12 protein-coding genes are annotated in these 14,085 nt (G+C 60.1%); 8 read left to right on the top strand and 4 right to left on the bottom strand.

Annotated features, from left to right (window positions below; translation table 11 throughout):
• Position 1: 1 nt before the first annotated feature.
• A complete protein-coding gene (locus AC1EJZ_RS03720; protein ID WP_058236555.1) occupies positions 2 to 1,669 on the bottom strand; it encodes an exonuclease domain-containing protein in 1,668 nt (555 codons plus the stop codon).
• Between the two features lie 50 nt (positions 1,670 to 1,719).
• Between AC1EJZ_RS03720 and AC1EJZ_RS03715 the strand changes: the two genes are divergently transcribed.
• From AC1EJZ_RS03715 to AC1EJZ_RS03705, 3 genes are read left to right on the top strand one after another with little or no spacing between them, the layout of a single operon-like run.
• Positions 1,720 to 2,517 carry a lysophospholipid acyltransferase family protein gene (locus AC1EJZ_RS03715; protein WP_285014267.1) on the top strand — a complete coding sequence of 266 codons (798 nt, stop codon included), beginning with the start codon at positions 1,720 to 1,722 and terminating at the stop codon, positions 2,515 to 2,517.
• Between the two features lie 38 nt (positions 2,518 to 2,555).
• On the top strand, positions 2,556 to 3,773 hold the full coding sequence (locus AC1EJZ_RS03710) for a pyrophosphate--fructose-6-phosphate 1-phosphotransferase (protein WP_058236557.1): 1,218 nt from the start codon (positions 2,556 to 2,558) through the stop codon (positions 3,771 to 3,773).
• A gap of 2 nt (positions 3,774 to 3,775) precedes the next feature.
• Positions 3,776 to 5,125, top strand: coding sequence for a class II 3-deoxy-7-phosphoheptulonate synthase (locus AC1EJZ_RS03705; protein ID WP_285014263.1), 1,350 nt, complete (start codon positions 3,776 to 3,778; stop codon positions 5,123 to 5,125).
• Here the strand turns inward: AC1EJZ_RS03705 and pknB are convergent.
• The gene (gene pknB, locus AC1EJZ_RS03700; RefSeq protein ID WP_480294097.1) at positions 5,122 to 7,005 is read right to left on the bottom strand and encodes a Stk1 family PASTA domain-containing Ser/Thr kinase; all 1,884 of its coding nucleotides are present in this window, start codon (positions 7,003 to 7,005) and stop codon (positions 5,122 to 5,124) included. The genes AC1EJZ_RS03705 and pknB overlap by 4 nt on opposite strands.
• Before the next feature lie 186 nt (positions 7,006 to 7,191).
• On the opposite strand from pknB, the gene AC1EJZ_RS03695 reads away from it, so the two are divergent.
• Entirely contained in the window at positions 7,192 to 7,542 is a 351-nt protein-coding gene (locus tag AC1EJZ_RS03695) for an Rv2175c family DNA-binding protein (RefSeq protein ID WP_285014261.1), read from the top strand.
• On the opposite strand, the gene AC1EJZ_RS03690 is transcribed toward AC1EJZ_RS03695, so the two are convergent.
• Complete coding sequence (locus tag AC1EJZ_RS03690) at positions 7,526 to 8,566, bottom strand: polyprenyl synthetase family protein (protein ID WP_285014260.1); 1,041 nt, start codon at positions 8,564 to 8,566, stop codon at positions 7,526 to 7,528. The genes AC1EJZ_RS03695 and AC1EJZ_RS03690 overlap by 17 nt on opposite strands.
• 67 nt (positions 8,567 to 8,633) lie before the next feature.
• Here AC1EJZ_RS03690 and AC1EJZ_RS03685 point away from each other — a divergent pair, with 67 nt between their 5' ends.
• Complete coding sequence (locus AC1EJZ_RS03685) at positions 8,634 to 9,020, top strand: universal stress protein (protein ID WP_480293981.1); 387 nt, start codon at positions 8,634 to 8,636, stop codon at positions 9,018 to 9,020.
• A 96-nt stretch (positions 9,021 to 9,116) separates the two neighbouring features.
• A complete protein-coding gene (locus AC1EJZ_RS03680) occupies positions 9,117 to 10,577 on the top strand; it encodes an RNA polymerase sigma factor (protein ID WP_480293980.1) in 1,461 nt (486 codons plus the stop codon).
• On the opposite strand, the gene AC1EJZ_RS03675 is transcribed toward AC1EJZ_RS03680, so the two are convergent.
• Entirely contained in the window at positions 10,565 to 10,783 is a 219-nt protein-coding gene (locus AC1EJZ_RS03675; RefSeq protein ID WP_480293979.1) for a DUF7455 domain-containing protein, read from the bottom strand. The genes AC1EJZ_RS03680 and AC1EJZ_RS03675 overlap by 13 nt on opposite strands.
• A 105-nt stretch (positions 10,784 to 10,888) precedes the next feature.
• Here AC1EJZ_RS03675 and AC1EJZ_RS03670 point away from each other — a divergent pair, with 105 nt between their 5' ends.
• Complete coding sequence (locus tag AC1EJZ_RS03670; RefSeq protein ID WP_480289792.1) at positions 10,889 to 13,009, top strand: DNA gyrase/topoisomerase IV subunit B; 2,121 nt, start codon at positions 10,889 to 10,891, stop codon at positions 13,007 to 13,009.
• 50 nt (positions 13,010 to 13,059) lie between these two features.
• Entirely contained in the window at positions 13,060 to 14,079 is a 1,020-nt protein-coding gene (locus AC1EJZ_RS03665) for a GNAT family N-acetyltransferase (RefSeq protein WP_070726562.1), read from the top strand.
• Positions 14,080 to 14,085 lie beyond the last annotated feature (6 nt).

Here is a 14,085-nt window from a genome sequence, read left to right as displayed (position 1 = left end):
CCTAGTTCATTGTGGTCTCTGGACGTCTGGCCTGTCCAACGGCGCGAATGAGCGTGTCGCGTCGAAGCGGTGACGTCCACGTTGAACCGAGCGGCACGACCCCATCCCATTCAATCAGGCGTGCTCCCGGCCTGGTCAGATCGCGGTACAGCACTCGCGTCTCCTCCCACGTCGTTCCCGCAAGAAACACGTCTGGGCGAGCGGGGACATCCTCGTCATGGAGCATCTCCACCCACGGCAACGGTGACGTACCCGGCGGCGAGACCGCGACGCGTACCAGGCGCCCGAACGAAGTCAGCGCGATCTCCCACCCGCCTTCACTGCGATGGTGCGCCCATACGGCCCGCCGAGCCAGCCCGAGCGCCCGGACAATTCTCTGCTGCTCAATGCCGCGAATATACGTTCCGAGCAGGGTGCGCAGACGTGCAGCACGCTCAAAATGCTCATCGCCTGCAGCCTGATTCATCTGCTCATTCAACGCATCGATGACGCTGCACTCGTCACAATCCATCGTGTCGGCACCTGCCTGTTGGAGTGCGTCGATCGCCTCACGTGCAGATGCGTGCGTCGAATACGGTCCGAGGGCGTCGAGGGCTTCGTGCGATTCAATCACCGGCACGCATTCAAAACGATCGTGGCGCCGTACCACCCAGTGCGTGGCTTTTTGACGGCGCGAAGCGGAGTTGAACAGGGGAGACAGGGTGCGGATCAGACGCAGTTCCTCCACGCGTGCCTCAAGTTCAGTAGACGTGGACTGAGCCTCCACGCCGGTGGCGACCGCCAGCATTCGTCGGACCTTCCGGCGCGTCTCAGTTGCCGTGAAGTAGGTGCGTACGCGTGAGCGGATATTGCGGGCAGAGCCGACGTACAGCGTTCCGCCGGCATCATCGACGAAACGGTAGGTGCCCGGTGTTTGCGGCAGAGAATCAGCGAGTGTGGATTTTTGACGTGTGCGTGGGGGAACGGGGCGCCCGAGTGTGACCAGATCCTCCACTGTTGATGCGCCGGACTTGCTGACCAGGTCGCACAAACCGTGGAATACCTGCACGGTCGCCAGTACGTCGCCGAGTGCGCGATGCGCGTCGTAGTCGCTGACACCAAAATGCGCAGCAAGGGTTCCCAGCTTGTGGTTGCTGATCATGGGGCGGGGGAGTGCGAGGCGTGCCAGAGCCAGGGTGTCAACGATGCGGATGCGCGGCCACGTCATGTCACACGCATTGGCGGCGCGGCGCAGGAAGCCGACGTCGAAACGTGCGTTGTGGGCGACAATGATGGGCTGCTCGTCAAAATCTGCCCACTGGTGAAACTGTGGATAGACGTCTGTTATCAGTGGGCACTGCGCCACCGACTCATCGCTGATGCCGGTCAGAGCAGTGATGGATGCTGGGATGGGCTGGTCTGGATTGACCAGGGTGTGAAACTGGTCGGTGATGCGCCGACCGTGCACTTTGACAGCGCCGATTTCTGTGATGGCGCTGCGCGTCCCGATGCCGGTAGTCTCTAAGTCAACGACGATCCACGTTGCCTCATCCAGCGGCGTGCCCAGCTGGTCGAGGCCAACCTGGACTCCAACGGGAACAGCTTCAGCCAAACGGCGTGCAACCGGGGAGTGAGGATGAAGGTCGACCTCGCCATGGCCATCTTGAGCCGGATGAGTCGAAATCGTCATACAGTGGATCCTAGTCGGTTGATTGCCCATCGCAGATGCCAGGAGGATTCGTGGCTTTCTATCAGACATTGAAATTTGCCGGTGGTCCGATTCTTCGCACCGCATACAAACCGTGGATTCGCGGAGAGGAGAATATCCCCAGCGAGGGGCCCGCGATTTTGGCGTCTAACCACAACGCTGTGTGGGATTCAGTGTTTCTGCCGCTCATGATTGACCGCGAAGTGGTGTTCATGGGGAAGGCTGACTACTTTACCGGCACCGGTTTCAAAGGATGGGCTACCAAGGAGTTCATGCGCGCAGTCGGCACGATCCCAGTTGACCGCTCTGGTGGGCGAGCGTCGGAAGCCGCGCTGCAGGCCGGTGTGGACCGCCTGAAGGAAGGGGAACTGTTCGGTATATATCCCGAGGGGACCCGCAGCCCTGACGGGCGTCTTTACCGCGGTAAGACAGGTGTGGCCCGTTTAACACTGATCTCCGGGGCGCCGGTCATCCCAGTGGCCATGATCGGCACGCACGATGCGCAACCCATTGGGCAGCGGATCCCCTCGCGTGAAAACATCGGAATGGTCATTGGTGAGCCGCTCGACTTTTCGCGTTACCGCGGACTTGACCGAGACCGCTACGTTCTGCGCGCTATCACCGATGAAATCATGTACAACATCATGCTGCTGTCGGGCCAGGAATACGTCGACATGTACGCAGCCGACCGGAAAGCGCAGCTCGCGCAGGAGGGGAATTTTGATGGGCCTGTGCCCTCGAACGGTCGGACAGGTCCGGGCGGGCGCACGGCTCCCGACGTGTCTGTGCCGAAACGCCCAGAGGATTCATCTGACGATCCCGTAGACTAGAGACGTTCAGTTTTCATCGTCTGAAAGGTGTTTGTGCCATGTCGGTTCGTCGAGTAGCTTTGCTCACTGCTGGTGGTTTTGCCCCGTGCCTGTCGTCGGCTGTTGGTGGGCTCATCCAGCGTTATACCGATATCGATCCGTCCATTGAAATCATCGCGTACCAGCACGGCTACCACGGGCTGCTGACTGGCAACTACGTTGTCGTCGACGAGGAGGCCCGCAGGAAGGCCGGCATCCTTCACCGTTTCGGCGGTTCACCGATCGGCAACTCGCGCGTCAAGTTGACCAATGCGAAGAACCTGGTCGAGCGTGGCCTGGTCAAGGAAGGCGACGACCCGCTTCAGGTTGCGGCCGAGCAGCTGCGCAAGGACCATGTTGACGTTCTGCACACCATTGGCGGTGACGACACGAACACGACCGCCGCCGATCTGGCACAGTATCTGCACGATCACGACTACGACTTGACGGTTGTCGGCCTGCCGAAGACCATCGACAACGACGTGGTTCCGATCCGTCAGTCACTGGGCGCCTGGACCGCCGCTGAGCAGGCCTCGGTCTTCGCACAGAACATCATCGGTGAGAACCGAGTGGGACCACGCATGCTGATCATCCACGAGGTCATGGGCCGTAACTGCGGATGGCTGACAGCAGCCGCTTCACGCAAGTACACCGAGTGGCTCGACCAGCAGGAATGGGTGCCGTCGCTGGGACTGAGCAAGGAACACTGGTCAATCCACGCGATCTTCGTTCCTGAAATGGCAATCGACCTTGACGAGGAGGCCGACCGCCTGCGCGCCATCATGGACAAGCAGGGCAATGTCAATATCTTCCTGTCTGAAGGTGCCGGCGTGCGTGAAATCGTCGCTGAAATGGAAGAACGTGGCGAAGAAGTGGCGCGCGACCCGTTCGGTCATGTGCGCCTTGACGAAATCAACCCCGGACAGTGGTTCGCCAAGCAGTTTGCTGACCGACTGGGAGCTGAGAAGGTCATGGTACAAAAGTCCGGATACTTCTCACGTTCAGCTCGCGCAAACCAGGACGACCTGCGTCTGATCCAGTCGATGACAGACCTTGCCGTCGAGTGCGCACTGCGCGGCGAATCCGGCGTGATCGGTCACGATGAGGAAAACGACGATCGTCTGTGCGCCATCGCCTTCCCGCGCATCAAGGGTGGCAAGCCCTTCGATATCTCCCAGCAGTGGTTCGTTGATCTGATGGATCGTATCGGACAGCCACTGGCGCCGACGCAGAAGTAAGTATGCGACAGCCTGAAGAGCTCGAACCGGTTGCTGGAGGGTGGAATACGTGGAGACAGTATCCCTCCCTCCAGCAACCGCACTATCCAGATGAACACGCGCTGCGCGCGGTGACCGCTGAACTGCGCAGTCGCCCGCCCCTCGTCTTTGCTGGCGAGGTGGATGACCTGCGTGACGAACTGGCCGCTGCCGGACGCGGCGAAGCTTTTGTGCTCACTGGTGGTGACTGCGCGGAAACCTTCGCAGAATCCACTGCTGATCACCTTCGCCTCAAGATCCAGACGATCCTGCAGATGGCCGTTGTCCTGACGTATGGAGCCTCGCTGCCGGTCATTAAAATTGGCCGTATCGCAGGGCAGTACGCCAAGCCTCGTTCATCGGATATCGAAAAACGCGGTGACGTGACCCTGCCGTCGTATCGCGGCGATGCGGTGAACTCGTTTGAATTCACCGAAGAGGCGCGCACACCCGACCCCGGTCGACTGCTGGGCACCTACCAGCATGCTGCCGCCACATTCAACCTGATTCGCGCCTTCACGAAAGGTGGCTACGCTGATCTGCGCTTGGTCCACCACTGGAACCGCGGCTTCACGTCCAACCCGGCGTATGCGCGCTACGAATCGCTGGCCTCGGAGATCCATCGCGCCGTGAAGTTCATGGAGGCAGCCGGAGCTGACTTCGAGTCGCTGCGACAGGTCGACCTGTTCTCCTCCCACGAAGCGTTGCTGCTCGAATATGAAGCAGCGATGACGCGCGTAGATTCACGAACCGGCGACCTGTACGACACGTCCGGTCACTTCCTGTGGGTGGGGGAGCGCACGCGAGACCCGCAAGGCGCGCACGTCGAGCTGCTCTCACATGTGCGCAATCCTCTGGGGGTGAAGCTGGGGCCGACCACAACCCCTGAAGAGGCCATTGCACTGATCGACCGCCTCAATCCTGACGGCGAACCTGGACGATTGACGTTCATCGCCCGCATGGGGTCGAAACATATTCGCGATGCGCTTCCACCTCTTGTGGAAGCGGTGAAAACTGATGGCCGTCCGGTGATCTGGACAACCGACCCGATGCACGGTAACACGATCACGTCCTCAACAGGCCTGAAGACCCGCCAGTTCGAAACGATCATGGACGAGGTACGCGGGTTCTTCGAGGTTCACGACGCAGCCGGAACAGTTCCCGGCGGCATCCATGTGGAGCTCACCGGTGATGACGTCACTGAAATTATCGGTGGCTCCGAGCATCTGGATGAACAGTCCCTCAAGGACCGCTACGAAACCCTGGTTGATCCGCGCCTCAACCACCAGCAATCGCTGGAAATGGCGTTCCAGGTGGCTGAACTGCTGCGCTAGACAACGGTGATCGTGACAGTCGATCCCTTCGGGATCATCTGTCCGCTCCCGGGGTCGGTGGAGCGCACGGTGCCGAAAATGCCGCCGAGGATCTTGTTGACCTCCACTTTGAACCCGGCATCGCGCAGCGTCTTTTCAGCCTGATCGAGCTGCTTGCCCACCAGGTCGGGAACCTCGACCAGTTCGGGACCTTCCGAGACGACAAATGACAGCGTGTCACCGCGCAGCAATGTCGATCCGGCCTCAGCTGACTGAGAAATGATCTGGCCTTCGGGCACGGTGTCCGAATGTTGCGATGTGGATTCAGCAGCCAGGCCCGCTTCTTCAACGGCAGCGCGCGCCTCCTCGCCAGTCATTCCCGCTAGGTCTGGAACCGTGATCGGCTCACGACCTTTCGACACGACGAAATCAACCGCCGTGTCGTGGCGCACCTGTGCGGCAGCCTCCTCTGATTGTGAGATCACCTGTCCCTTGGCAACGGAATCTGAGTATTCCTCGCTCACTGTCCCTGCGGCCAATCCGGCGTTGGTCAGTGCCCCACGAGCCTGGTCCGCACTCAGGCCTACCAGTTGCGGCACAGCGCGCATATCCACACCTTTGGAAACGACGAGGGAGACCTCGCCGTCCTTATGGATCTGCGACCCGCTGGCCGGATCGGATCGAATGATCAACCCGTTCTTGACGTCATCTGAAAATTCTTCACTGAGCGTGGACGATAATCCCAGAGCTTCGAGTTCTGACTGAACGGCTTTGACGGCGCGGCCGTCAGTTTGCGGCATCGTCAGATAGGATCCTGGCCCGTACTGGCTCCACCACCACCAGCCGCCGCCCGATCCGACGATCAGCAGCACGGCCAGCAGAGCGATGACGGTTTTCAAACGCGAACGCGACTTCTTGTGTGGCCGGTCGGTACGCGGCAGCGATCCCGATGCTTTGACGACGGTTTGTGACGAGGGCGTGAGGACGCCGCCAGGTAGCGCTGTCGTGACCGCGTGGAACTCGATGGGTGCCGTGGGCTGGCCGGACTGCACCGGCTGGACATCGGCGCGACGCTCGGCAAGATCGGACGGCAGGGAGGCGCGCACCCGTGCCACCAGTTCCAGTGCGTCGCGCGCATCCCGGGGACGTTCTGCCGGGTCGCGGGCAGCGAGCGTGGCGACCAGTTCATCGATCTCGGTAGGAAGCCACGAACACTCTTCAGATGGGGAGGGAACATCCTCGTTGACATGGGAGTACGCCATTTTCATGGCGGGCGCGCCATCCCAGGGCACGTGGCCCACGACCATCTCGTAGAGCATCATGCCAACGGAGTAGATGTCGGTGCGCGCATCGGTGTGACCGGTGGTTGCAATTTCAGGAGCCATGTAGGCGACGGTGCCGAGCATGGAACCAGTGGTGGACATCGATACTTCGGATGCCGCACGTGCCAGGCCGAAGTCTGTGACGCGCACGTGCGAGTCCTCAGAGATGAGGACGTTTTCCGGTTTCATGTCGCGGTGGACAACGCCGACACGATGCGCGGCGTGCAGAGCATCAAGGATTTCCTGCGTGTAGCGCAGTGCCTGCGAGAGAGTGAAGGCGCCCTGCGAGTTGAGCAGCGTGCGCAGATTCGGACCGCTCACGAGTTCCATGACGAGGAATCCCTGCCCGTGCACGATGCCCTGGTCAAAAACGGAGACAACGCCGGGATGGATGATGCGTGCAGCGGCGCGGGCTTCGCGTCTGAAGCGGGCGACGAAGTCGGCGGACTCTGCCAGGTGCGGATGCATGACTTTCAGGGCGATGGGACGGTCCAGTCGCTCATCGTGCGCGATGTAAACAGTTGCCATCCCGCCGCGCGCAAGTTTGCGGTCGATGCGGTAGCGCTGGTCGACGAGCATCCCGATGAGCGGGTCAGTCACTGTTTCGTGGGTATCAGAAGATGGCGCGTCAGGTTCTGACGACGCTTTCTCATCTGTGTTTCTGGTACTCACGTCTTGGATTGTACGGGATGCCGGCTACATACGACTGCGGCGCGCCCGATGAGACGCCGCCCAAAGGCCGCACGATCATCTAGGCTAGCGACCATGAACGAGCCTACTGACCTCATCAGCGTGGACGATGCTGCACAACTGCTGGGTATTGAACCGCGCCGAATCAAGCAACTGGTGCGTGACCGCATCCTGTTCACGGTGCCCGGAGAAGACGGCAAACCTGCCATTCCGCGCGAGATCATCGTCAAGTCCGAAGGCAAGTGGGAGCCGCTGGACACGCTGCCCGGCACGCTGACCGTGCTGGCTGATGGCGGCTTCAGCCCCCAGGAAGCTGTGGCCTGGCTGTATACGCCCGAAGCTGAGCTGGGTCAGACTCCGATGCAGGCCCTCCTCGAAGGGCGTCAGCACAGGGTGAACGCCATCGCCTCTATGCTCGCCTGGTAGTCAGCATCGGCTCCATTTCGCTTAGGAGTGTGCGCGAGTGCTCACCAAGTGCGGCCAGTGCATCGCGCCCCTGCTGCGTCACTGTGTCAATAAGCTGTTCGTGGGGCTGTCGCCCGACCTGCTCGATGATGCCTTGAAGGTCGATTACGCCGTCGGGGCTGCCAATCAGTGTGGCGATCGCATGGCGCTGCTCGGCTGATGCGTGCTCCCATGTCAAAGCCAGCAGTGCCGTTCGTTTACCTTCGATCAGGTCTCCGCCTGCCGGTTTTCCGGTGGTCTGGGGGTCACCGAACACTCCGAGCTCATCGTCGCGCAGTTGGAACGCAATGCCCCACGGTTCGATGACGCGCTGCACTGCTTCGACCATGTCTGCCCGGCCGCCGGCAAGCAATCCGAGGACCGTGGGGTGCACAACCGAGTAGCGCGCTGACTTGCGGCGGATAACTTCCATGATGACGTCCAGGTCGAAATGGTCCAGTGCCGGCTGCTCGTTGACGATATCGAGGTACTGGCCGAGGGCGACTTCAGCATGCATGAGCGTGAGCTGGCGTAACACGGCTGGATTCGCAACCCGTGTCGCCGTAAAGTCAGCGGCCGAGAGCAGGAAATCGCCCACCAGAAGTGCGCCAGCTGTTCCAAATTCGCCGGCATCCCCGGTCCACCCCTGGTCTCGATGCATCTGCGCGAAAACAACGTGAGCGGTGGGGCGCCCTCGTCGAGTCTGTGCATGGTCGATCAGATCGTCGTGAGCCAGTGCGGACGCTTGGTAGAGCTCGGCGGCACCTGCCAGGCGCGCAATCGAATCATCACAGTCACCCCACGCGCGACCAGTGGCGAGCGCATACCCCAACATGACCCACAGGCCACGCAAACGCTTCCCACCTGCGATGGCGTCACGTGCGGCAGTAACGAGGGCGTCAGCCGGCTCCTGGGTGGGGCCGAGGGTGTTGATCAGGTCGGTGAGCGCGGCTTGGGTGTGGTCTCCAATGCGCTCCACCATGTCGCCTACTGTGAGATTCTCCATGCGCCAAGCGTATCGAATGAAGTGCTTCTAAGATACAAACATCCGTTGGAACAAAGGATTGACCGATATGGCAATTGTGTTGAGCTATCACGGTAACCGTGAATCGGAAGCAGCTTTGCAGGAAGCGTTGAGGCTCGCTGATGTCAGGCGTACATCTGTGGTCGTGGTGTTGGCACGTCGAGAAAGTGAAGATGACGCCCGCACCGCTGAAGATGCCGAGGAGCTGTTGTGGTCGCATCTGCGCCATGCCGACATTCCCTTTGAAATCCGCCACACGCAGCATGAGCAGGAAGTAGCCGACGCGGTCTTGGATGCGGCAGAGGTAATTTCGGCCGACTTGATTGTGCTGGGGCTTCGGCCGGGCGGGTCCGGGCGCACCACGGTCGGCCCGAATGCCTCGCGCATCTTGCTGGATGCCCCGTGCCCAGTGGTAACGACCACTACACACCGGTGATTATTGTTTCCAACGGGCGTTTTGTCGGGGACGGATTATAATGGTTCAGGTTCTTTCACACCAGTGTATGAAGCAGATCTGAGGAAGGGAATCAGCGTGAGCGCAACCCGCCCCAAGAAGGCAACGGCCGAAACGGCCGCGTCAAGCGACTCGAAGAAGGCCGCGCCTCAGTCGAAGTCGACCGCAAAGAAAAAAAAGAGCACAACTGCCAAAAAGACGACAACTGCTAAGAAGTCAGCGACCGCTAAAAAGCCCGCGACTGCGAAGAAGACGACGACCCGTAAGAGCGCTGCCAGGAAGTCCACAACGTCGAAGCGCACCGCCATCAAGAAGACCAATGAGAAGCCCAAGAAATCGGTTCAGGCGCACGACGAAGAAGAAGAGATGCCTGAAGATGACGACATTGATGACTCGAACATTGATCTGAGCAACGAGGAAGAAATCGACGTCGATGAGGCGGATGATGATTCGGACGATTCATCCGAATCGGACAATGAGCCTGAAGAGGAGGACGAGGACGACGCGAAAGGTGCTGCCGCGGATCTGCGGGAGCGCACCTCTCAGGGCATCCATACGCGCGGCGGGTTTGTCGTATCCGACTCTGATGAGACCGATGAGCCTGTCCAGAAAGTCACCGTGGCAGGCGCTACTGCCGATCCGGTCAAGGATTACCTCAAGCAGATCGGTAAAGTCTCCCTGCTGAACGCGGAGCAGGAGGTGGACCTGGCACGGCGCATTGAAGCCGGCCTGTACGCCGAATACAAGCTCAAGAACGAGTCGGACACGATGACGTCGAAGGCGCGTCGTGAGCTCCACTTCATTGCACAGGACGGCCAGAACGCCAAGAACCACCTGCTGGAAGCTAATTTGCGTCTGGTGGTCTCACTGGCCAAGCGATACACGGGCCGTGGGATGCAGTTCCTGGATCTGATCCAGGAAGGAAACCTCGGTCTGATCCGTGCGGTCGAGAAGTTCGATTACACGAAGGGCTATAAGTTCTCCACGTATGCCACGTGGTGGATCCGTCAGGCTATCACCCGAGCGATGGCTGACCAGGCGCGCACGATCCGCATCCCGGTTCACATGGTGGAAGTCATCAACAAGCTGGCCCGCGTTCAGCGTCAGATGCTGCAGGATCTGGGCCGCGAACCTACCCCGGAAGAATTGGCCAAAGAGCTGGATATGACGCCGGAGAAGGTTGTCGAGGTTCAGAAGTACGGTCGTGAGCCGATTTCACTGCACACACCTCTGGGTGAAGATGGCGACTCAGAATTCGGAGACCTCATTGAAGACTCCGAAGCGGTCGTTCCAGCCGATGCCGTTTCCTTCACGCTGCTGCAGGAACAGCTCCACCGCGTCCTCGATACGTTGTCGGAGCGTGAAGCTGGCGTCGTGTCGATGCGCTTCGGACTGGGTGACGGCCAGCCGAAGACTCTGGACGAAATCGGTAAGGTGTACGGCGTGACGCGTGAACGTATCCGTCAGATCGAATCCAAGACGATGTCCAAGCTGCGCCACCCGTCACGGTCGCAGGTTCTGCGCGATTACTTGGACTGATCCATCAGGTGGCGCTCGTCGTCGATGCGCAGTGCGGAATCCCGCAGGGCGTCCATGTGAAGGCGAGCGTGGTGTGCGCAGAACAGGAGTGACCCTGAGGTCATAGTGACGCGCACCCATGCACGGGCGCCGCATGCGTCACATCGGTCTACTGCGCGCAATGTCGGTTCCGTCGTGTCTGGTCGTGTCAGTGTCGCTGCGTTCATGGTTCCATCACAGCACACCGGTCGCTCGCCGTGCATCTTCTTTCGCCAGTGGCACAATCTCGGCGGTGCAATCCAGGAGCTTGCGGTGTTGCACCCTAAAATAGGGTGGTGAGTTCAGACGCTTCAACCTATTCCGCACGGCACCTGTCAGTCCTGGAGGGGCTGGAAGCTGTGCGCAAACGCCCCGGCATGTATATCGGATCCACCGATCACAGGGGGTTGATGCACTGCCTGTGGGAAATCATCGATAACGCAGTCGATGAAGCGCTTGAAGGGTACTGTGACCGCATCGAAGTGCGCTTGCACCCGGATCATTCCGCATCTGTCCACGACAATGGTCGAGGCGTCCCTGTCGACACGGTTCCATCAGTTGGCTTGTCCGGCGTGGAAGTGGTGTACACGAAGTTGCACGCAGGCGGTAAGTTCGGCGGCGGCTCCTACGCCTCGTCCGGCGGTTTGCACGGCGTGGGCGCATCTGTCGTCAACGCCTTATCCGCACGTATGGATGTGCAGGTCGACCGCTCCTCGAAGACCTATCAGATGTGCTTCAGACGCGGCGAACCAGGGGAGTTTGATGATTCGCGCCAGCGCACCCCGAACTCACCGTTCAGCCCCTATACGCAATCCTCGCGCCTGCAAACTGTCGGTAAAGTCAAGCGCGGTGTGACAGGCACGCGCGTGCGTTTCTGGGCAGATTTTCAGATCTTTCCTTCCTCTGAAGGCTTTTCGTGGGACAACCTGATTGCCCGCGCACGCCAGACCGCGTTCCTCGTTCCCGGCCTGACGATCGCCTGCTGGGATGAGCGCACCACTAACGAGGACGGCGAACCGCTGCACGAAGAATTCCGTTTTGACGGCGGCGTCGTTGACTTCGTTGACTGGCTTTCCACCGACGGGCCTGTCACCGCAACGTGGCATGTCACCGGCGAGGGAACCTATAACGAAACCGTCCAGCAACTCGATCCTGACACCGGACACCTCGCACCTGTCGAAGTGGAGCGCACCTGCCAGGTGGATTGCGCATTGAGGTGGGGAATTGGCTACGACACTCAGGTGCAGTCTTTCGTCAACATTATTGCCACACCGAAAGGCGGCACTCATCTGGCCGGTTTCGACCAGGCACTGTTGAAAGTGATGCGCGCCCACGTTGAGAAGAACGCGCGCCGCCTGAAAGTGACGGCCAAGGACGGTCGCCTGGAGAAGGACGATGTCATGGCGGGGCTGACCGCTGTGGTGACTGTGCGATTCCCCGAGCCGCAATTTGAAGGCCAGACCAAGGAAGTTTTGGGTACTCCGCAGATCCGCACCGTCGTCAACCGCGTGGTGACCGACGCTCTGGAATCCACGTTGAAATCCAGTAAGCGCGACGTGAAGCAACAGGTGCAGGCTCTGGCTGAGAAAGTCGTGGGTGAGATGAAGGCGCGCGTGTCGGCGCGTGTTCACAAGGAAATTTCGCGGCGCAAGAACGCTCTTGAAACATCGTCCCTGCCTGCCAAGCTGGCAGACTGCCGCTCCGAAGATGTCGAGCACTGCGAACTGTTCATCGTCGAGGGCGACTCGGCACTGGGCACCGCGAAAGCGGCGCGAGATTCACGCTTCCAGGCACTGTTCCCCATTCGTGGCAAGATCCTCAACACGCAGAAAGCATCGACTGCTGAGATGCTCTCCAATGCTGAATGCGCGAACATTATCCAGGTCATCGGTGCTGGCTCCGGCCGCACATTCGACATTGACCAGGCACGGTACGGCAAAGTCATCCTCATGACGGATGCGGACGTCGATGGCGCGCACATCCGCACGCTGCTCCTGACGCTCTTTTTCCGCTACATGCGTCCGATGGTGGAAAGCGGGCGAGTGTACGCGGCCGTGCCGCCGCTGCATCGCATCGAGCTGCCCGCACACGGCAAGAAGCCACGAGATTACGTGTACACCTATTCCGAAGAGGAACTGCACAGCACACTGCGTGAGCTCAGGAAAGTACGGCGCACATGGAAGGAACCTATTCAGCGTTACAAGGGCCTGGGCGAGATGGATGCTGACCAGTTGGCTGAAACCACGATGGATCCGCGTCACCGTTCTCTTCGACGTGTCACGCTGGCCGACGAAGAGGCATTGCGTGAAGCTGAGGACGTGTTCGAATTGCTCATGGGGTCGGTGGTCGCCCCGCGGCGTGACTTCATCGTCGAGGGTGCACATCAGGTTGATCGTGAGCGAATTGACGCGTGAGCCAGCTCATCCGATTCTGAATAGGACTGAAGTCTCGGTAAAGTAGAGATATGACTGGTTTGGCTGATCGAGTCTGTCCACCTGCACAGGCTTCTTACCCGGGTCCTCACCTGGGACTTCGATGGCGTTCGATTCTTCCTCAGGACGGTCCCGCCGTGTACCGACTGATCCTCGAAATCGAAGATCATGACCATGCCATCCACCGCACGTCGCTTCGCGACGTTGCGGATATGATCGCCGGCTGCACGGAAACCGACTGGCTGGACGTCATCGTCGGATTGGATGCGCAGCGCACGATTGTTGCCATTGCATCTGTTCGTGTCATGGGTAACCTCGACGGCGTGGCCACAGCCATCGTCAACGCGTTCGTTCATCCGCATTGGCGAGGGCGAGGCATCGGCCGCTCACTGTTGTACTGGCAGGACGCACGTGCCCGCCAGATGCTGGTCGAACACTTCGGGGCCGATTCGGATGCGCCCGCCTACATCGCCAACGGTGTCGATTCGCATATGACGGATCGCCGTAGGCTCTACATCGCCGCAGGCTATTACGCCTGCCGCACATTCCAGCTTATGTACCGCGAGCTTGAAGGCTCCGAGCAGCTGCCCACCCCGCGCGACGGCTACACGATTGTTCCGTGGGGCTCGGTGCCGACCGAACAGGTCAAAGCGCTCCACATGGATGTCTTTACCGCTCACTTCTGGCCGCATTTTCGCGAGCAGTGGTGGAACGAGGCAATGGATGAACTGGTTCCATCATGGTCATGCCTGGCGCTTTCCCCTTCCGGTGAACTTGCAGGCTATCTGACTGTTGGCAGGCCTGATCTGAGATGGGTCCTGGAGGGACGCAAGGAAGCGTATGCGACACTGTTAGGGGTCAACCCGGACCACCGCGGGCACGGTTTGGCGGGCTTGCTGCTGCGCACCGCGATCGTGGCGGCGTCCCGCGCGGGGATGACGCGTTTCGGTCTGGATGTGGACACACACAACGCGTCACATGCTCACGAGATCTACGAGCATTACGGGTTCGTGGACGAGCGAGCGGAAGTTGTGTATGCGATTGAGCACTAGATCAGA

The sequence above is a fragment of the Pauljensenia sp. C0170B5 genome (genome assembly GCF_056590195.1).
This window is presented reverse-complemented; position numbering and strand designations above follow the sequence as displayed.

Coding starts and splice junctions, on each gene's coding strand:
- AC1EJZ_RS03705 (WP_285014263.1), top strand. CDS start 3,776: ATGCGACAGCCTGAAGAGCTCGAACCGGTTGCTGGAGGGTGGAATACG.
- AC1EJZ_RS03720 (WP_058236555.1), bottom strand. CDS start 1,669: ATGACGATTTCGACTCATCCGGCTCAAGATGGCCATGGCGAGGTCGAC.
- pknB (WP_480294097.1), bottom strand. CDS start 7,005: ATGCTCGTCGACCAGCGCTACCGCATCGACCGCAAACTTGCGCGCGGC.
- AC1EJZ_RS03685 (WP_480293981.1), top strand. CDS start 8,634: ATGGCAATTGTGTTGAGCTATCACGGTAACCGTGAATCGGAAGCAGCT.
- AC1EJZ_RS03695 (WP_285014261.1), top strand. CDS start 7,192: ATGAACGAGCCTACTGACCTCATCAGCGTGGACGATGCTGCACAACTG.
- AC1EJZ_RS03665 (WP_070726562.1), top strand. CDS start 13,060: ATGACTGGTTTGGCTGATCGAGTCTGTCCACCTGCACAGGCTTCTTAC.
- AC1EJZ_RS03710 (WP_058236557.1), top strand. CDS start 2,556: ATGTCGGTTCGTCGAGTAGCTTTGCTCACTGCTGGTGGTTTTGCCCCG.
- AC1EJZ_RS03675 (WP_480293979.1), bottom strand. CDS start 10,783: ATGAACGCAGCGACACTGACACGACCAGACACGACGGAACCGACATTG.
- AC1EJZ_RS03690 (WP_285014260.1), bottom strand. CDS start 8,566: ATGGAGAATCTCACAGTAGGCGACATGGTGGAGCGCATTGGAGACCAC.